Origin of the sequence: Rhizobium hidalgonense, assembly GCF_005862185.2 — a bacterium.
GTDB classification, from domain to species: Bacteria; Pseudomonadota; Alphaproteobacteria; order Rhizobiales; family Rhizobiaceae; genus Rhizobium; species Rhizobium hidalgonense.
Genome location: NZ_CP054027.1, coordinates 428,882 through 447,500 on the forward strand (window position 1 = coordinate 428,882; position 18,619 = coordinate 447,500).

Genomic DNA, 18,619 nt, shown 5'->3' on the forward strand with positions numbered 1-18,619 from the left:
GTTGCGTGACAGATAAGAGGGGGGTCGAATGATGTCAACGGATTTGGCGGATACAGAAAGGCCACAATCCGGTGTTGATGGCTATTTTGGGCCGTTTCAGGCGATGCTGAAACCGTCGATGTAACTGTGAAGGGTATTTCATGTTGAGCACCAACAAACTTGCCGTTCTGGCGTTTGCAACTTTTGTTGCACTCCAGGCCCCGGCCCATGCCGATGACGCCGTCATCGCCAAGGTCGGCAATCTGGAGATTCACCAGTCGGAACTCGACCTCGCCGTCGCCAATCTCGACCCGCAGCTGGCACAGCTTCCCGATGACCAGAAGAAGGTCGCTGCCCTTTCCGCCGCCATCGACGTGAAGCTGCTCGCCGCCGACGCTGCGGCCGAGAAGCTCGATCAGACCGACGAATTCAAGAAGCGCATGCAGTATCTCACCGACCGCGAGCTGCACAACGCCTACTTCAAGAAGCATGTCGTCGACATCGTGACGCCTGAAGAAGTCAAGGCACGCTACGACAAGGAAGTCGCCGCCCTGCCGAAGCAGGAGGAAGTCCACGCCCGTCATATCCTCGTCAAGACCGAGGACGAAGCCAAGGACATCATCAAGCAGCTCGATGCCGGCAAGGATTTCGCCGAGCTTGCCAAGGAAAAGTCGACCGATCCGAACAAGTCGGAAGGCGGCGACCTCGGCTATTTCTCGCGCGGCCGCATGGTCAAGGAATTCGAGGACGCAGCCTTTGCGCTTGAAAAGGGCACCTATTCCAAGACGCCCGTCAAGACCGATTTCGGCTATCACGTCATCAAGGTCGAGGATAAGCGCGACGCCCCGCCGCCGCCCTTCGAGCAGGTGCAGGATCAGGTTCGTCAGCTCGTCATGCGCGACAAGTATCTCGAGCTTCTGAACAAGGCGAAAGCCTCCGCCAAGATCGAAATCAGCGACGAGACGCTGCGCAAGGGTTACGACCAGGCCAACAAGCAGCCGGAGCCGGGCAGCGAGCCCGCAGCACCTGCGCCGAAGCAGTAATAGTCGCATCAGGGCCCGGTTTTTCCGGGCCCTTTAATATCGTTGTTGTTGTTGCATTTCTGAACGGCGCACCGCTGCCGATTTCGCCTGGAAATGCCCATTGGCAGGTTTCATCATGTCCGGTTCCGTCTCTCCGCTCGCCCCGAAATCCTTCGTCTCGATGCCGCCGCTGCGCGGCGTGCGCATGGCAACGGCGTCCGCCGGCATCAAGTACAAGAACCGCACCGACGTGCTGATGATGGTCTTCGACAAGCCGGCCGCCGTTGCGGGCGTCTTCACGCGCTCGAAGTGCCCGTCGGCGCCGGTGGATTTCTGCCGTGCCAACCTGCCGCATGGCAGTGCGCGGGCGGTTGTCGTCAATTCCGGCAATGCCAATGCCTTCACCGGCTTGAAGGGCCGCCATGCGACCGAGCTGACGGCGAAGTCGGCGGCATCTGCTGTCGGCTGCGACGAAAACGAAGTCTACCTGGCCTCGACGGGCGTGATCGGCGAGCCGCTCGATGCCACCAAATTCGCCGGCGTCCTGGACCGGATGCAGACCGAAGCCACAGGCGATTTCTGGTTCGAGGCCGCCAAGGCGATCATGACGACCGACACCTATCCGAAGGTTTCCACCCGCAGCGCCGAGATCGGCGGCGTAACTGTCACGATCAACGGCATTGCCAAGGGCGCCGGCATGATCGCGCCCGATATGGCGACGATGCTTTCCTTCGTCGTCACCGATGCCGATATTGCGCCCGCAGCGCTGCAGGTGCTGCTGTCTGATGGCGTCGGCCCGACCTTCAATTCTATGACCGTCGACAGCGACACCTCCACATCCGATACGCTGATGCTGTTTGCAACGGGTGCTGCGGCCGAGGACGGCCAGGCCCGCATCGAACGCGCCGACGATCCCCACCTTGCCGCCTTCCGGGCCGCCCTCAACGAAGTGCTGAAGGATCTGTCGCTGCAGGTGGTGCGCGACGGCGAAGGCGCCACCAAGATGCTCGAAATCACCGTGACGGGTGCCGAGAGCGATGCCGCCGCCAAGCGTATCGGACTGTCGATCGCCAATTCGCCGCTGGTCAAGACGGCAGCCGCCGGCGAGGACGCCAATTGGGGCCGCATCGTCATGGCCGTCGGCAAATCCGGCGAGATGGCCGACCGCGACCGGCTCGCCATCTGGTTCGGCGACGTCAGGGTCGCCGTCAATGGTGAGCGCGACCCGGATTATTCCGAGCAGGCCGCTACTGACGTCATGAAAGCGCAGGATATCCCCGTCAAAGTCGATATCGGCCTCGGCACCGGCACCGCAACCGTCTGGACCTGCGACCTCACTAAGGAATATGTTGCGATCAATGGCGACTATCGGAGCTGATCGTTCATTGGCGCAGGCATCCATTTCTTCACAGAATCTTCCGCTGGTGCGCAGGCTGGAGGCCGTCGGCTTCCGTGCCTGGCCGGCGGCGTCCGTACAATATGACGGCAGCTGGCAGGTGCGGCTAACGGCCGGCCACCCGTCCAACCGGCTGAATTCCATCGTGCCGCTCGATCCCTCGGATCATCGCGACGTCGAAATCCGCCTGGAAAAGGCGAGCCGGAAGTTCGAGGCCTATGGCCGCGCCGCCGTCATCCGCCAGACGCCGCTTGCCTCGCCGGTGCTGATCGAGCTTCTCAGCACGCAGAACTGGACGCGGTTCGACGAGACTGTCGTGATGACCTGCGACCTCGCCGAAGCCGAGCTGCCGGATACGCTCGACCACCTGCCGACCCATGATGTCGGCCGTTTCGTCGACGCCAACCTTGCCGTCGAACGGGCGCCCCTGAGCTTGAAGCCGGCGCTTGCCGAAATCATTTCGGCAATCAAGCCGCCGTCTGGCCTGTTCATGATCGAAAATGCTGTCGATGGCCCGTTGGCGACGGTGCTTTGTGTCCAGGACAACGACCTTGCCGGCATCATGTCGCTTTCGGTCTGCGAGACGCGGCGGCGCGAGGGGCTCGGCACCGAGATCCTGACATCGGCGCTGCGCTGGGCGCGCATGCGCAGCGCCCGATCAGCCTGGCTGCAGGTGAAGCTGTCCAACCGTCCGGCCATCGCACTCTATGAACGCCTCGGTTTTCGCGACGCCTATCATTATTGCTATTGGCAGCAGGAGCCGCGATGAGCGAGCCTCTCATACAGTGCAATGGCCGAAAGATATTGCTGGTCGCCGCCTGTGCGCTGATCGATACCGATGGGCGTATCCTCCTGGCACAGCGTCCCGAGGGAAAGTCGCTGGCCGGGCTCTGGGAATTTCCCGGCGGCAAGGTCGAGTCCGGCGAGACGCCGGAGGAAACGCTGGTGCGCGAACTCGATGAAGAGCTCGGCATTACGACCAAGATCGCCTGCCTGGCACCGCTGACCTTCGCCAGCCATTCCTACGAGACCTTCCACCTTTTGATGCCGCTTTATATCTGCCGGCGCTATGAGGGCATTCCCCAGGGGCGGGAGGGCCAGGCGCTGAAATGGGTGCGTCCGCAGGCGCTGCGCGATTATCCGATGCCGCCGGCCGACGAGCCGTTGATCCCGATGCTGCAGGATTTACTTTGAAGCGCGTCTCGTTGACCTTATTCGTGCGACGCGCTTTAAATTTTTATTTTATTGCATGTCGTTATCCTGAAACCGCGGCACACTTCCAGGCGACATGCATTAGCGTTACCTGATTATTATCGCGCCGCGCCGTTTTCGGCTGTGGATATTAATGGATCGTTTAACACCTTCTGCCAAAGATCGACCTCAATCAAGCATCTGGCGTGCGTGTATTAAAAGGCTTGACGTCATGGACGATGATTTCTGGAAAGCTGTCCGGGAAAAGGAACGGGTTTCGTCTGCCTCGCGCAGGACGGGTGCGCTCAATATCGCCCTTCTGTTCGGCACGGCGGTGGTCGCTCTAACGCTTATCCTGACGCCGATGCTTGCGGATTCCTCGAAGAAGAGTGTCTTTGCCAGCGCGCCGGCGGAATTCGATACGATGACGACGGGATCTATTCCAAAGAGCGAAAGCGGCAAGCGTTATACGATCCGCCGCAGCGTTCTCCAGGAAACGCCCGGCTCGGTCTGCGTCGTTCAGGGCTATGGCGTCGGCGCCGGTTGCTGAAACATGCCGGCCATCGCCTGATGGTCATGGAATGGTCGTTTGCTGTTACGCGCTAAGGGTTGGGGATAATGCGTATTTTGAAAGCATTTCTTGCAGATAACAGAGGTGCGACGGCCATAGAATACGGTCTCATCGCCGCCCTCATCGGTGGCGCAATCGTCTCCGCTCTCGGAATTTTCACCGGTAGCCTGCAGGGGATTTTTAACGTGATCGGCAACAATCTGCCTGCAAATTAAAGCAGCAACCGGCCGTCACTGCCTAAGCTTGTGCTCGTCCACCTTCAGCGCATCGGCAAGGCGTGCCTTGGCCGAGCCCGGCTTGAGCGGCTTTTGCTGGCTCTCGTGCGGCGCCCATCCCGAGACATAGATGATCGAGAAGGTCGCGCGGATGCGTCCGTCAGGATCGGAGTAACGGTCGGCGTAAATCTCGGCTGCGCGCAGGAAGAAGGCGCGCGTCAGCGGCGCCCGGCCCCGGGCGGCAAGCGGGTTGCTCATGCCCATGGCCCTCAGATCCCGCATCAGCGGAAAGAGCGAATCATAGCGTACCGTGTAGTTTTCCGCATCGATCACCGGCAGCGTGAAGCCGGCGCGCTGCATGAGGCTGCCGATATCGCGCACATCGGCGAAGGGAATGACGCGCGGGCTGGCGCCGCCCGTCAGTTCGGCCTCGGCGGCGAGCAGCACCTCGCGCAATTCCTGCAGCGTACCGGCACCGGGGATCGCCGCCAGGAACAGGCCGTCGGGTTTCAAAGCGCGGCGGATCTGGATGAAAACACCAGGCGTATCGTTGGTCAGATGCAGGCTGAGCGGCGCAAGGATGAGATTGGCCGATTGCGGTTCGAGCGGCACGTCCTCGAGTGGCGCCTCGATCAAGGTTTCGCCTGGGCGCGCATAGGCCTTCTCGCTTTCGACACGGATCATCGTGCCGATCTTGCCGGTCGCCATTGCCGCGCGGGCAGCCGCTCCCGTTGCGCCGTGTAGTTCGAAGGCAGTCTCGAAGGTCCGCTCGACGACGCCAAGCCTCTCGCCCATTTCCTCAGCGGCGATGTCGAGCAGGAAGGCGGCTTTCGGATCGTTGTTGGCAAGCGCGCGATGGCGATGCGCGGCGATCAAGGTCTTGTCGAAGATCGTTTCCATGACGATGTCCTTAGTCCCGCTGCGGAGCAGCAGCAAGACGATTTTCCTTTGGAGGAGAACAAGCTAGTCTCGACGCCATGGGACCGATCGATTTCGAAAAACCGGCGGAATTCTTGCGGGCGCAACTCTTGCGGCCGTTTTCGGCGCTTGCCGATTTTCTCTATCCGCCAGCCTGCTCCGTCTGCGGCATTTCCACCGGCGGCCATCGCGGGCTCTGCGCGAAATGCTGGTCCGGCATCCGTTTCATCGAACGGCCCTATTGCGAAGTGCTGGGCATTCCCTTCTCGCACGATCTCGGCGCCGGCATCCTCAGCGCCGAGGCGATCGCTAACCCGCCGCCTTTCGATCGGCTGCGGTCGGCGGCAACCCACGACCATGCGATCCGCGATCTCGTTCATGGGCTGAAATATCGCGATCGTACCGATCTGGCGCCGATGATGGCTGCCTGGATGCTTCGCGCTTCCGATGGAACGGTCGAAAACTGCGATGCGCTGATCCCGGTGCCGCTGCACCGCACCCGAATGCTGGCGCGCAAATTCAATCAGGCAGCCGAACTTGCCCGCCATATGGCACGTCTCTCTGGCAAGCCGCTGCTTGCCGCCACGCTTGTTCGCGTCAAGCGCACCAGCCAGCAGGTCGGCCTCGGCGCCAAGGCGCGCGAGGACAATGTCAGGGGCGCCTTCGCGATTGCCAAGAGTTGCGAAAACGACATTTTCGGCAAGCGCATCGTCCTTGTCGACGACGTCTACACGACAGGGGCGACGGTTGCTGCAGCAAGCCGGACATTGCGCAAGGCGGGCGCGGCCGAGATAACGGTTTTGACCTTTGCAAGGGCTCTCTCCGAGCCTATATGACAGAAATACCCGGCATCGGTCTGGAGAGATTATGGTACCCGTCACCATCTATACGCGGCAGTTCTGCGGCTATTGCAGCCGCGCCAAGTCCCTTCTCGAAGAAAAGGGCGTCGACTACGTCGAGCACGATGCGACATATTCACCGGATCTTCGTCAGGAAATGATCGGCAAGTCGAACGGCCGCACCACCTTTCCGCAGATCTTCATTGGCGCCGATCATGTCGGCGGGTGCGACGATCTGTTTGCGCTCGATCGGGCCGGCAAGCTCGATCCGATGTTGGCGGCCTGAGGACGAGCCGATGAGCTTCAAGGCCGCCGCCATCCAGATGTGCTCCGGGGTCGATCCGGTGAAGAATGCCGTCGCCATGGCGCGACTGGTGCGCGAGGCCGCCGCCCAAGGCGCAACCTATGTGCAAACGCCCGAGATGACCGGCATGTTGCAGCGCGATCGCACCGCGGCGCGCGCCGTGCTCGCCGATGAGGCCCATGACATCATCGTCAAAACCGGCTCCGAGCTCGCGGCCGAATTCGGCATTCACATGCATGTCGGCTCGACCGCGATCGCCCTCGCCGACGGCAAGATCGCCAATCGCGGTTTCCTGTTCGGTCCCGACGGCAAAATCCTCAATCGCTACGACAAGATCCATATGTTCGACGTTGACCTCGACAATGGCGAGAGCTGGCGCGAAAGTGCCGCCTATACGGCCGGCTCGGAGGCGCGCGTGCTGTCGTTGCCCTTTGCCGAAATGGGTTTCGCCATCTGCTACGATGTGCGCTTTCCCGCACTCTTCCGCGCCCAGGCGATTGCCGGCGCCGAGGTGATGACGGTTCCGGCCGCCTTCACCAGGCAGACCGGTGAGGCGCATTGGGAGATCCTGCTGCGTGCACGCGCGATCGAGAACGGTGTCTTCGTCGTTGCCGCGGCGCAGGCCGGCCGGGACGAAGACGGGCGGCACGAGGACGGCCGGGAGACCTTCGGCCATTCGATGATCATCGACCCTTGGGGCACCGTGCTGGCCTCGGCCGGCGCCACCGGCGAGGCGGTAATCGTCGCGGAGATCGATCCCGGCGCGGTCAAGGCTGCGCATGACAAGATCCCCAACCTGAGGAATGGCCGGGAATTTTCGATCGAGAAGATTGCTGGGGCAGTCGCCGGAGGCGTGGCCGCTTGATCCGTTATTCGCTCAACTGTGACAATGCCCATGAATTCGAAGGCTGGTTTTCTGAAAGCGCAGATTTCGACCGTCAGGTCGCGACCGGATTCCTGACTTGCCCGGTCTGCCATTCCGCCGCCGTCTCCAAGCTGCTGATGGCGCCATCGGTATCGACGGCGCGGAAGAAGGATGAGAGGCAAACGCTGGCGATGGATGCCATGCGACGGGAGGCGCTGCAAAAACTGAAAGAGGCGGTCGCAGCCGTCAAGGCCAATTCCGAGGATGTCGGCACCAAGTTTCCCGAGGAAGCCCGCAAGATCCATTACGGCGAGGCGGATGCCCGCGGCATCATCGGCCAGGCGACGGTCGACGAGGCGCAGGCGCTCGTGGACGAAGGCATCGAGATTGCCGCCATTCCGGTGCTGCCGGAGGATGTGAACTGACATGCCGGCCGCGCCTGCCCCTCTGCCCGGTTCGGCTGGCATGTCGCTGCTGCTAAACGTGTAGCCGGCTTATGGATGGCGCCTATGCGTGGCGCTTCGCCAGCAGCATATAATTCACGTCCATGTCCTTGGACAGGTTCCACTGGTTCGACAGCGGATTGAAGAAGACGCCGGTACGGTCGGTGATCTCGAGGCCGCTTGCCGTCAATGGCTTTTGCAGTTCTTCCGGGCGCACCAGCTTTTCGTATTGGTGGGTGCCGCGCGGCAGCCAGCGCAGAATGTTTTCGGCGGCGAAGATCGCAAGCGCTGCCGCCTTCATTGTTCGGTTGATGGTGGCGACAAAGATCAGGCCGCCGGGGCGGACCATTTTCGCGCAGGTCGTCATGAAAAACTCGACGTCGGCGACGTGTTCGACCACTTCCATGTTGAGGACAATATCAAAGGTTTCACCGGCCTCGGCGAGTTCCTCGGCGGTGACGGCGCGGTAGTCGATCGAAACGCCGGAGGCCTTGGCGTGGGTCGAGGCGATGCCGATATTTTTCTCGGAGGGATCGGCGCCGGTGACGGAGGCGCCCATGCGGGCGACAGGTTCGGACAGCAGACCGCCGCCGCAGCCGATGTCAAGCACACGCAAACCCTCGAGCGGGCGGGCGCTTTTCGGATCATGACCGAAATTCTCGCAGGCCTTGTCTCTTATATAGGCGAGGCGGACAGGATTGAACTTGTGCAGCGGCTTGAACTTGCCGGTCGGGCTCCACCATTCCGCCGCCATCGCCGAGAAGCGGTCCACTTCGCCCTGGTCGATCGTGCTTCTGGCGCCTTCCGTCATCATCTACTCCTTGCGTTCTGACACGTGAAGTCGGACGATCGGGGGCATAAGTCAAGGGGGCGGAGCAGGAGACCGGCGAAGCGCGGAGCCGCCTGACAATCGCTTTTGTCAGGCGCGCTTGCCTCCCCCCGCCAAACTCGCTAAGAGACGCCGCAACTTGGGGCCTTGGGGACCCGGGCTTTTAGAGCGGTTCCGGAAGTCGGGACCTGGCTCTCTGGCCAAGCGGTCTGCCCCAGAGCTTTTGTGATGCCGGGTCCGGTTTTCCGCTTTCCCGGCGCCAGTCGTGGTAGAGGCATATGGCACGCATCGTAATGAAATTCGGCGGCACGTCCGTCGCTGACCTGGATCGCATCAAGAACGTCGCGCGCCATGTAAAACGCGAAGTCGATGCCGGCCACGAAGTGGCGGTGGTGGTATCGGCCATGTCCGGCAAGACCAATGAACTGGTCGGCTGGGTGCAGGGCATGCCGAAGGTGATCGGCGCCAATTCGCCGTTTTACGATGCGCGGGAATATGATGCGGTGGTCGCCTCCGGCGAGCAGGTTACCTCGGGTCTGCTGGCGATCGCATTGCAGGCGATGGATATCAATGCGCGCTCCTGGCAGGGTTGGCAGATCCCCATCCGCACCGACAACGCGCATGGCGCGGCGCGGATCATGGAGATCGACGGCTCCGACATCGTCAAGCGCATGGGCGAGGGGCAGGTTGCCGTCATCGCCGGCTTCCAGGGACTGGGCCCCGACAACCGCCTCGCGACGCTTGGCCGCGGCGGATCGGACACGTCGGCCGTTGCCATCGCAGCAGCTGTCAAAGCGGATCGCTGCGATATCTATACCGATGTCGACGGCGTCTATACGACGGACCCGCGCATCGTGCCGAAGGCGCGCAGGCTGAAAAAGATTGCCTTCGAGGAAATGCTCGAAATGGCCTCGCTCGGCGCCAAGGTGCTGCAGGTGCGCTCGGTCGAGCTTGCCATGGTGCACAAGGTACGCACCTTCGTACGCTCGTCATTCGAAGACCCCGATGCTCCGGGCATGGGCGATCTGCTAAACCCGCCCGGAACGCTGATTTGTGACGAGGATGAAATCGTGGAACAGGAAGTAGTCACCGGCATCGCCTATGCCAAGGATGAGGCTCAGATCTCGCTTCGCCGTCTTGCCGACCGGCCGGGCGTTTCCGCGGCGATCTTCGGACCGCTCGCCGAATCCCATATCAATGTCGATATGATCGTCCAGAATATCTCCGAGGACGGGTCGAAGACCGACATGACCTTCACCGTGCCGTCGGGCGATGTCGAGAAGGCGATCAAGGTCCTCGGCGACCATAAGGAGAAGATCGGCTACGATGTCGTGCAGAACGAATCGGGGCTGGTGAAAGTGTCGGTCATCGGAATCGGCATGCGCAGCCACGCCGGCGTTGCCGCGACCGCATTTCGTGCACTTGCCGAAAAAGGCATCAACATCAAGGCGATCACCACCTCCGAGATCAAGATTTCCATCCTGATCGACGGTCCTTATGCAGAACTCGCTGTCAGGACTTTGCATTCCTGCTACGGTCTGGATAAGAATTGATTCCCAGTGGGCGGCCTGCCCCTTCAGGTTGAGGAGACGAGGGCCGGCCCGCCGGGACTGAGTGCGTTGATTCGGGAGCTTGAGACGCCATGAGAGACCTTTCCGGCGGTCCGCGCGTGCTGCTCAGGCGGCTGCGCGAGTTGATGGCGGAGCCGCTGGAGCCGCAGGATCGTCTTGACCGGATCGTCCGCCAGATCGCCGGCAACATGGTGGCCGAGGTCTGCTCGGTTTACGTGCTGCGCGCCGATGGCGTGCTCGAACTCTATGCGACCGAAGGCCTCAATCGTGAGGCCGTGCACCTGGCGCAATTGAAGATGGGGCAGGGCCTGGTCGGCACGATCGCGGCCTCGGCCCAGCCGCTGAACCTTTCCGACGCACAGTCGCATCCGGCGTTCCGCTACCTGCCGGAAACGGGCGAAGAGATCTACCATTCCTTCCTCGGCGTGCCGATCCTCCGGACCGGGCGCTCGCTCGGCGTTCTCGTCGTGCAGAACAAGGCAAGCCGCAACTATCGCGAAGAGGAGCTGGAAGCGCTCGAGACGACGGCGATGGTGCTTGCCGAGATGATTGCCACCGGCGAGCTGAAGAAGATCACCAAGCCGGGCCTCGAACTCGACCTGACGCGTTCGGTGACCGTCGACGGCGACACCTATAATGACGGCATCGGCCTTGGCTACGTCGTGCTGCACGAGCCGCGCATCGTCGTCACCAACCTGCTCAACGAAGATGCCGAGAAGGAAATCCGGCGGCTGGCCGAAGCCATGGGTTCGCTCAGGATATCGATCGACGACATGCTGTCGCGCCGCGACGTGTCGATGGAAGGCGAGCACCGCGAGGTGCTCGAAACCTATCGCATGTTCGCCCATGACCAGGGCTGGGTGCGCAAGCTCGAGGAAGCGATCCGCAACGGCCTGACGGCGGAAGCGGCAGTCGAGAAGGTGCAGAGCGACACCAAGGCGCGCATGATGCGGTTGACCGACCCCTATCTGCGCGAACGCATGCATGATTTCGAGGATCTGGCAAACCGGCTGCTCAGACAATTGACGGGTTACACCGGGCGGACGACCGCCGAGGGCTTCCCCAACGATGCGGTCATCCTGGCGCGCGCCATGGGGGCGGCCGAGCTGCTCGATTATCCTCGTGCCAATGTGCGCGGGCTGGTGCTGGAAGAAGGCGCGGTGACGAGCCATGTGGTGATCGTCGCGCGCGCCATGGGTATTCCGGTCATCGGCCAGGCAGCAGGGGTGGTGGCGCTCGCCGAGAACGGCGATGCCGTGATCATCGACGCCGACGAGGGACATGTGCATCTGCGGCCGATGGCCGATCATCGGCGTTCCTACGAGGAAAAGGTTCGCTTCCGCGCCAGGCGGCAGGAACAGTTTCGGGCGCTGCGTGCCGTCGAGCCGGTGACCAAGGATGGGCAGCGGATCGCCCTGATGATGAATGCGGGGCTGTTGGTCGACCTGCCGCAGCTTTCGGAATCGGGTGCCGAGGGCATCGGCCTGTTTCGCACCGAACTGCAGTTTATGATCGCCTCCACCATGCCGAAGGCGGACGAGCAGGAGCAGTTCTATCGCAATGTGATAAAACAGGCGGCGGGCCGCCCCGTCACCTTCCGTACGCTCGATATCGGCGGCGATAAGGTCGTGCCCTATTTCCGCGGCCATGAGGAAGAAAATCCCGCGCTCGGCTGGCGCGCCATCCGGCTGTCGCTCGACCGGCCGGGGCTATTGCGCACTCAGCTGCGCGCCCTGTTGAAAGCATCGGCCGATACTGAGCTGAAGCTGATGGTGCCGATGGTGACCGAAGTTTCCGAGCTGAAGATGGTGCGCGAACTGTTGCAAAGGGAAGTGCAGCATCTCTCGCGCTTCGGCCATGGGTTGCCGCGCAAGCTGCAGTTCGGAGCGATGCTGGAGGTGCCTGCACTGCTTTGGCAGCTTGATGAGCTGATGGAGGCGGTGGATTTCGTCTCGGTCGGTTCGAACGACCTCTTCCAGTTCTCGATGGCGGTCGATCGCGGCAATGCGCGGGTCTCGGACCGGTTCGATCCTCTTGGCAAACCGTTTTTGCGCATTCTGCGCGATATCGTGCGCGGCGCGGACCGCAACAAGACGCCGGTGACGCTCTGCGGCGAACTCGCCAGCAAACCGATCTCGGCGATGGCGCTGCTCGGTATCGGTTTCCGTTCGATCTCGATGTCGCCGGCCTCGATCGGACCGGTGAAGGCAATGCTGCTCGGGCTCGATGTCGAGGCGCTGGCAACGGCGATGGACGAGGTGCTGGACGATGTCCACTCCATGACGCCAATGCGCGAGGTGCTTGCCCGCTTCGCCGAGAGCCACAATATTCCCCTTTAGAGCGATTCAGCTTTTTCACGGAAACGCAGAACTGCTCTAACATTTTGTTTTTACGCAATTCCGGACGGAAAACCGCTTCGCACTTTTCCTGGAATTGCTCTAGGCAGACATTAACAAGAATCGGAGTGAAGGGTGGCGAAGCTTCCCGTTGAAAAGATGCGCGAGCTGGAACGCCGTTTCGGCGAGATCGAAGCGCGCATGTCGGCCGGCCCGGCTGCCGATGTCTATGTGAAGCTCGCATCCGAATATTCCGAGCTGCAGCCCGTCGTGACGAAAATCCGCGCCTATGAGAAGGCGAACGCCGAGCTTGCCGATCTCGAAACGCTCCTCGAGGATAAGTCGGTCGATCGCGAAATGCGCGACCTCGCCGAGCTGGAGCTGCCCGAGGTGAAAGAGCAGATCGAGGCGCTCGAGCAGGAGATGCAGATCCTGCTTCTGCCGAAGGACGCAGCAGACGAAAAGAGCGCGATCCTCGAAATTCGCGCCGGCACGGGCGGATCGGAAGCGGCCCTTTTTGCCGGCGACCTCTTTCGCATGTACGAGCGTTTCGCGGCGGAGAAGGGCTGGAAGGTAGAGGTTCTCTCGGCAAGCGAAGGCGAAGCCGGCGGCTACAAGGAAATCATCGCGACGATCACCGGCCGAGGCGTCTTCGCCAAGCTGAAATTCGAATCCGGCGTGCATCGCGTGCAGCGTGTGCCTGAGACCGAGGCGGGCGGACGCATCCATACATCGGCCGCAACAGTTGCGGTGCTGCCGGAGGCCGAGGAGATCGACATCGAGATCCGGCCGGAGGATATCCGCATCGACACGATGCGCTCTTCGGGCGCGGGCGGCCAGCACGTCAATACGACCGACTCGGCGGTGCGTATCACCCATCTGCCAAGCGGCATTGTCGTCACCAGCTCGGAAAAATCGCAGCATCAGAACCGCGCCAAGGCGATGCAGGTGCTGCGCTCCAGGCTTTATGATGCCGAGCGGCAGAGGGCCGACAGCGAGCGCTCCGCCGACCGCAAGAGCCAGGTCGGTTCCGGCGACCGCTCCGAACGCATCCGCACCTATAATTTCCCGCAGGGGCGCATAACCGATCATCGCATCAACCTGACGCTCTACAAGCTCGACCGGATGATGGAAGGCGAGATTGAGGAGGTCGTGGATGCGCTGATGGCCGATTACCAGGCAAGCCAGCTGGCGCAGCTCGGCGAGCAGCAATGAGCTCGACGGTTGCCGATACGCTCGCCGAAGCGCGCCGCCGCTTCACCGAAGCGGGTATCGCCGACCCCACGACCGATGCGCGGTTGCTTGTCGCGGGCCTTCTGAAACTATCGCCGACCGAGCTTTTGACGCGATCGGCCGAGACGCTTTCGCCTGAGCAGGCGGTGGTGATGTCCAGGGCGCTGGAGCGGCGGGTCCGCCATGAGCCGGTCCACCGCATTCTCGGTGAGCGGGAATTTTACGGCCTGCCGCTTCGGCTCTCGGCGGAAACGCTGGAACCGCGGCCGGATACGGAAATCTTGGTCGACACGGTGCTTGCCTACCTCAAGGACCTTGCAAAGGCGCACGGCCATCTCCATATTCTTGACATGGGAACCGGGACCGGGGCGATATGCCTTGCGCTTTTGAGCGAGTGTCCTGATGCGTCAGGTGTCGGGAGCGACATATCGGCGGATGCACTTCGCACAGCAAGATCGAATTCAGAAAGAAACGGGTTGCAGGATCGTTTTCAGGCCGTGCAGTCCAAATGGTTCGAGAGCATCCAGGGGTCGTTTCACGCGATTGTCTCAAATCCGCCCTATATTGCTTCCAGTGTCATTCACGATCTCGCTCCCGAAGTGACGAAATTTGATCCGGTCGCGGCACTGGATGGCGGCCCGGATGGGCTTGACGCCTATCACGCCATCGCCAAGGATGCGGCAAGGTTCATGAGGCCCGATGGGGTCGTCGGGCTGGAAATCGGTTACGATCAGCGCAACGATGTGACGGCGATCTTTGAAGCGAAAGGCTTCAGGTGCCTCAAATCCGTAAAAGATTATGGTCAGAACGATAGGGTGCTCGTGTTCGCGCTCGTGTGACAGGCGATAATCGCTGCATTGAACGGGACATTATTGTTATTGCGAAGAAAAGGCTTGGATTTCCCAGGGAAGCAATATAGGTTGCGGTCACGTGTTGGGCAGATAGGAATGAACGAGATTCGTTCGGTACTTGGTTTGCCTCGGGGGTCCGCTCTTTTAAACGAGAGTTTCAACGGTTGAACACGACCCAACGCGTGAATCAGTCAAACTGACTTGAGAACCAAGCGGCAGGTCGGCGCAAAGGCGCAGTATGCTCGCGGCACAAAGGTCCTGACCCGGTTTTCCGGTCATGGCGGTTGGTGCCATGTATCCATCACAAACAGAGAATTCAGGTGAACGATCTATGAGGCCAGGACAGCAGAACAAGCGCGGTCGAGGGCGTGGTAACAACAATAATAACAACGGCGGCGGTGGAAATAACAATAACAACAATTTCAACCGCAAGGGCGGCAATCCGCTGACCCGGACCTATGACAGCTCCGGCCCCGATGTGAAGATTCGTGGGACTGCCCAGCATATTGCCGAAAAATACGCGCAGCTTGCCCGCGATGCTCAAAGCTCCGGCGACCGCGTGATTGCCGAGAACTATCTCCAGCACGCCGAACATTACAACCGGATCATCGCCAGCGCCCAGGCGCAGATGCAGGAACGCTTCCAGCGCGACGATCGCGGCGATTTTGATCGCGACGGCACCGACCGCGACGGCGACGACATGGACAGCAACGACAATGACAGCGATGATGTTGTTATCGTTCAGCCGCCGCAGAACCGGCAGCATCAGCCACGGCCGCAACCGGAGTCCCAGCCGGCTCCCGCTCCGGCCCCGGTAGCGTCCCAGGCCGAGGTCATCGACGGAACCGGCCCGCAGCCGGAGATCGACGGCATCCCGGCCGAAGTCGCCATGGAAGAGGAAGGTGCCGGCGGCCAGCCACGCGAACGCCAGCCCCGCCGCCGCAGCACCGGCAGCCGTCCCCGCCGCCCGCGTCGCGGCGCTGAGGGAGAAGCCGCTGCCGAGGGCGAGGGCGCTTCCGGCGAGGCGCCGGTGCTGGCCGATGCCGCATCGGAATGAGGATTTCGCTTCTCCTTCGGGGGACGCGTGAGCTTCATGCCATCTGCTCGAATTGCAATGAAAGTCCCCGGCCTCGCGCCGGGGATTTTCGTTTTACCGGCTCTTTAAACTCGCAGTACAGGCTACCATATTCTCCTCGACTGCTTCGGCCAAATCAGAGATGGGCCAAGCGCGGCCTGCCTTTTCAGGGGGCCGATCTCAATCATCGGTCTGCGCCTCATCAGGGCAGGGCGATCCATGGAGGTAGACTATGAATATCGAGAAATATTCCGAGCGGGTGCGCGGCTTCATCCAGTCGGCGCAGACCTATGCGCTGGCGCAGGGTCATCAGCAATTTTCCCCCGAACATGTGCTGAAAGTCTTACTTGACGACGATCAGGGCATGGCGGCGTCGCTGATCGAGCGTGCCGGCGGCGATCCCAAGGCTGCCCGCCTTGCCAATGACGCGGCGCTGGCCAAACTGCCGAAAATTTCCGGCGGCAACGGCAATATCTATCTGGCGCAGCCGCTCGCCAAAGTGCTTTCGACCGCCGAAGAGGCGGCGAAGAAGGCCGGCGACAGCTTCGTCACCGTCGAGCGCCTGCTGCAGGCGCTGGCAATTGAATCCTCAGCCTCAACTTTTTCGACGCTGAAGAATTCAGGTGTGACGGCCCAGGGTCTGAACCAGGTCATCAACGATATCCGCAAGGGCCGGACGGCGGATTCCTCCAATGCCGAGCAGGGTTTCGATTCGCTGAAGAAGTTCGCACGCGATCTCACCGCCGAAGCCCGCGAGGGCAAGCTCGACCCGGTGATCGGCCGCGATGACGAAATCCGCCGTACCATCCAGGTGCTTTCGCGCCGCACCAAGAACAATCCAGTGCTGATCGGTGAGCCCGGCGTCGGCAAGACTGCGATCGTCGAGGGCCTGGCATTGCGCATCGTCAACGGCGACGTGCCGGAATCGCTCAAAGACAAGAAGCTGATGGCGCTCGATATGGGCGCGCTGATTGCCGGCGCGAAATATCGCGGCGAATTCGAGGAGCGGCTGAAGGCCGTGCTCAATGAAGTCCAGGCTGAGAACGGTGAGATCATCCTGTTCATCGACGAGATGCACACGCTGGTCGGTGCCGGCAAGGCCGATGGCGCGATGGACGCCTCCAACCTCTTGAAGCCCGCGCTGGCCCGCGGCGAGCTGCATTGCGTCGGCGCAACCACGCTCGACGAATATCGCAAACATGTCGAGAAGGATCCGGCCCTTGCCCGCCGCTTCCAGCCTGTTGTCGTCGACGAGCCGACGGTCGAAGACACCATCTCGATTCTGCGCGGCCTCAAGGAAAAGTACGAGCAGCATCACAAGGTGCGCATCGCCGATGCGGCGCTGGTGGCGGCGGCGACGCTTTCCAACCGATATATCACCGACCGTTTCCTGCCCGACAAGGCGATCGACCTGATGGACGAGGCGGCCGCACGGCTGCGCATGCAGGTGGATTCCAAACCGGAAGAACTCGATGAACTCGATCGCCGCATCATCCAGCTGAAGATCGAGCGTGAGGCGCTGAAGAAAGAAACCGACGTTGCCTCGGCCGACCGGCTGAAGCGGCTGGAGACCGAATTGACCGGCCTCGAAGAGGAGGCCGATGCGCTGACGGCCCGCTGGCAGGCGGAAAAGCAGAAGCTCGGCCTTGCCGCCGATCTCAAGAAGCAACTCGACGATGCCCGAAACGAATTGGCAATCGCCCAGCGCAAGGGTGAATTTCAGCGGGCCGGCGAGCTGACCTATGGTGTCATTCCGGATCTGGAGAAGCAGCTGGTCGACGCCGAAAAGCAGGATGGCGAACGCGGCGCGATGGTGCAGGAGGTCGTGATCCCCGACAACATCGCCCATGTCGTTTCCCGCTGGACCGGCATTCCCGTCGACAGGATGCTGGAAGGCGAACGCGACAAGCTCCTTCGGATGGAAGACGAGCTGGCGAAATCGGTGATCGGCCAGGGTGATGCGGTTCAAGCTGTATCGCGGGCGGTGCGGCGCGCCCGCGCCGGCCTGCAGGATCCGAACCGGCCGATCGGCTCGTTCATTTTCCTCGGACCGACCGGCGTCGGCAAGACGGAGCTCACCAAGGCGCTCGCCCGCTTCCTCTTCGACGATGAAACGGCGATGGTACGTATGGACATGTCGGAATATATGGAGAAACACTCCGTTGCCCGGCTGATCGGTGCGCCTCCCGGCTATGTCGGTTACGACGAGGGCGGAGCGCTGACCGAAGCCGTGCGCCGCAGGCCTTATCAGGTCGTGCTGTTCGACGAGATCGAAAAGGCGCATCCCGACGTCTTCAACATCCTGCTGCAGGTGCTGGATGACGGACGCCTGACCGATGGCCAGGGCCGGACGGTCGACTTTCGCAACACGATGATCATCATGACCTCGAATCTCGGCGCCGAATATCTGACGCAGCTCGCTGACGGCGACGACAGCGATACGGTTCGCGAGCAGGTGATGGAGGTCGTGCGCGGGCATTTCCGGCCGGAATTCCTGAACCGCATCGATGAGATCATTCTCTTCCACCGCCTGAAGCGTGAAGAGATGGGCGCGATCGTCGATATCCAGCTGAAGCGGCTGGTGGCGCTGCTCTCCGAGCGCAAGATCGTCATCGATCTCGACGAGGACGCCCGTCATTGGCTGGCGAACAAGGGTTACGATCCGGTCTACGGCGCCAGGCCGCTGAAGCGGGTGATTCAAAAATTCGTGCAGGATCCGCTGGCTGAGCAGATTCTGTCCGGCCAAGTGCCGGACGGTTCGACGGTGACGGTGACGAACGGCTCGGACCGGCTGCAGTTCAGAACGAAGCAGCCGGTAAGTGAAGCGGCATAAACCGGTTTTCCGGATGCATCAGAAATGGCGGCTTTGGCCGCCATTTTTCGTTGGCGGGTGCGATGACGACGAGGGACATCGGCTCGAGACTACTTGCTTGCCACCTGATCCGATGTCTGGTTGTTCAGCAGTGTATCGATGCGCTTGC

19 protein-coding genes (1 of these 19 only partly in view) are annotated in these 18,619 nt (G+C 61.6%); 16 read left to right on the forward strand and 3 right to left on the reverse strand.

The features are described 5' to 3' along the window. Positions 1-140 precede the first annotated feature (140 nt). The 6 genes from FFM81_RS02065 to FFM81_RS02090 all read left to right on the forward strand — a co-directional run bounded on the left by FFM81_RS02065 (position 141) and on the right by FFM81_RS02090 (position 4,374). On the forward strand, positions 141-1,022 hold the full coding sequence (locus FFM81_RS02065; protein ID WP_003567010.1) for a peptidylprolyl isomerase: 882 nt from the start codon (positions 141-143) through the stop codon (positions 1,020-1,022). Positions 1,023-1,137: 115 nt separating this feature from the next. After that, positions 1,138-2,379, forward strand: coding sequence for a bifunctional glutamate N-acetyltransferase/amino-acid acetyltransferase ArgJ (gene argJ / locus FFM81_RS02070; RefSeq protein ID WP_025417162.1), 1,242 nt, complete (start codon positions 1,138-1,140; stop codon positions 2,377-2,379). Further along, a complete protein-coding gene (locus FFM81_RS02075; RefSeq protein ID WP_003567006.1) occupies positions 2,360-3,166 on the forward strand; it encodes a GNAT family N-acetyltransferase in 807 nt (268 codons plus the stop codon). Before argJ ends, FFM81_RS02075 begins: the two co-directional genes overlap by 20 nt. Then, positions 3,163-3,591 carry an 8-oxo-dGTP diphosphatase MutT gene (gene mutT / locus FFM81_RS02080; RefSeq protein WP_025417161.1) on the forward strand — a complete coding sequence of 143 codons (429 nt, stop codon included), beginning with the start codon at positions 3,163-3,165 and terminating at the stop codon, positions 3,589-3,591. The genes FFM81_RS02075 and mutT overlap by 4 nt, the downstream gene beginning before the upstream one ends. 229 nt (positions 3,592-3,820) lie before the next feature. Beyond that, entirely contained in the window at positions 3,821-4,138 is a 318-nt protein-coding gene (locus tag FFM81_RS02085) for a hypothetical protein (protein WP_003567002.1), read from the forward strand. Positions 4,139-4,206: 68 nt separating this feature from the next. Then, the gene (locus FFM81_RS02090; RefSeq protein WP_025417160.1) at positions 4,207-4,374 is read left to right on the forward strand and encodes a Flp family type IVb pilin; all 168 of its coding nucleotides are present in this window, start codon (positions 4,207-4,209) and stop codon (positions 4,372-4,374) included. 15 nt (positions 4,375-4,389) lie between these two features. Here FFM81_RS02090 and FFM81_RS02095 read toward each other — a convergent pair whose 3' ends face one another. Further along, positions 4,390-5,274: a methyltransferase domain-containing protein gene (locus FFM81_RS02095; RefSeq protein ID WP_025417159.1), complete on the reverse strand. Its 885-nt coding sequence runs from the start codon at positions 5,272-5,274 to the stop codon at positions 4,390-4,392. Between the two features lie 77 nt (positions 5,275-5,351). Between FFM81_RS02095 and FFM81_RS02100 the strand changes: the two genes are divergently transcribed. From FFM81_RS02100 to FFM81_RS02115, 4 genes are read left to right on the forward strand one after another with little or no spacing between them, the layout of a single operon-like run. Beyond that, positions 5,352-6,128 (forward strand): ComF family protein, encoded by a 777-nt coding sequence (locus FFM81_RS02100; protein WP_025417158.1) that lies wholly within the window; start codon positions 5,352-5,354, stop codon positions 6,126-6,128. A 31-nt stretch (positions 6,129-6,159) separates the two neighbouring features. Continuing rightward, positions 6,160-6,417, forward strand: a complete 258-nt coding sequence (gene grxC / locus FFM81_RS02105) for a glutaredoxin 3 (protein ID WP_003566994.1) — start codon at positions 6,160-6,162, stop codon at positions 6,415-6,417. 10 nt (positions 6,418-6,427) lie between these two features. Continuing rightward, a complete protein-coding gene (locus FFM81_RS02110; protein WP_003566992.1) occupies positions 6,428-7,300 on the forward strand; it encodes a carbon-nitrogen hydrolase family protein in 873 nt (290 codons plus the stop codon). Beyond that, a complete protein-coding gene (locus tag FFM81_RS02115; protein WP_003566990.1) occupies positions 7,297-7,725 on the forward strand; it encodes a DUF1178 family protein in 429 nt (142 codons plus the stop codon). The genes FFM81_RS02110 and FFM81_RS02115 overlap by 4 nt, the downstream gene beginning before the upstream one ends. An 82-nt stretch (positions 7,726-7,807) precedes the next feature. Here the strand turns inward: FFM81_RS02115 and ubiG are convergent, their stop codons facing one another. Further along, the gene (gene ubiG / locus FFM81_RS02120; RefSeq protein ID WP_025417157.1) at positions 7,808-8,554 is read right to left on the reverse strand and encodes a bifunctional 2-polyprenyl-6-hydroxyphenol methylase/3-demethylubiquinol 3-O-methyltransferase UbiG; all 747 of its coding nucleotides are present in this window, start codon (positions 8,552-8,554) and stop codon (positions 7,808-7,810) included. Between the two features lie 296 nt (positions 8,555-8,850). On the opposite strand from ubiG, the gene FFM81_RS02125 reads away from it, so the two are divergent. From FFM81_RS02125 to clpB, 6 genes are all read left to right on the forward strand, one after another. Next, positions 8,851-10,125, forward strand: a complete 1,275-nt coding sequence (locus tag FFM81_RS02125) for an aspartate kinase (RefSeq protein ID WP_003566987.1) — start codon at positions 8,851-8,853, stop codon at positions 10,123-10,125. An 89-nt stretch (positions 10,126-10,214) separates the two neighbouring features. Further along, positions 10,215-12,482 (forward strand): phosphoenolpyruvate--protein phosphotransferase, encoded by a 2,268-nt coding sequence (gene ptsP / locus FFM81_RS02130; RefSeq protein ID WP_025417155.1) that lies wholly within the window; start codon positions 10,215-10,217, stop codon positions 12,480-12,482. Between the two features lie 132 nt (positions 12,483-12,614). Next, the gene (gene prfA, locus FFM81_RS02135) at positions 12,615-13,694 is read left to right on the forward strand and encodes a peptide chain release factor 1 (RefSeq protein WP_049732792.1); all 1,080 of its coding nucleotides are present in this window, start codon (positions 12,615-12,617) and stop codon (positions 13,692-13,694) included. Next, positions 13,691-14,551, forward strand: coding sequence for a peptide chain release factor N(5)-glutamine methyltransferase (prmC, locus tag FFM81_RS02140; protein WP_128397355.1), 861 nt, complete (start codon positions 13,691-13,693; stop codon positions 14,549-14,551). The genes prfA and prmC overlap by 4 nt, the downstream gene beginning before the upstream one ends. Positions 14,552-14,894: 343 nt before the next feature. Then, complete coding sequence (locus FFM81_RS02145) at positions 14,895-15,620, forward strand: DUF4167 domain-containing protein (protein WP_128397354.1); 726 nt, start codon at positions 14,895-14,897, stop codon at positions 15,618-15,620. A gap of 250 nt (positions 15,621-15,870) precedes the next feature. Then, complete coding sequence (clpB, locus tag FFM81_RS02150; RefSeq protein ID WP_003566978.1) at positions 15,871-18,471, forward strand: ATP-dependent chaperone ClpB; 2,601 nt, start codon at positions 15,871-15,873, stop codon at positions 18,469-18,471. Positions 18,472-18,560: 89 nt separating this feature from the next. Here the strand turns inward: clpB and FFM81_RS02155 are convergent, their stop codons facing one another. Next, a protein-coding gene (locus FFM81_RS02155) for a M23 family metallopeptidase (protein WP_003566976.1) crosses the window boundary here: on the reverse strand, positions 18,561-18,619 show its 3' end. The gene runs 1,882 nt beyond the window's last position; only the last 59 of its 1,941 coding nucleotides appear in the window; the start codon falls outside the window, past its right edge — the gene reads right to left on this strand; the stop codon is at positions 18,561-18,563.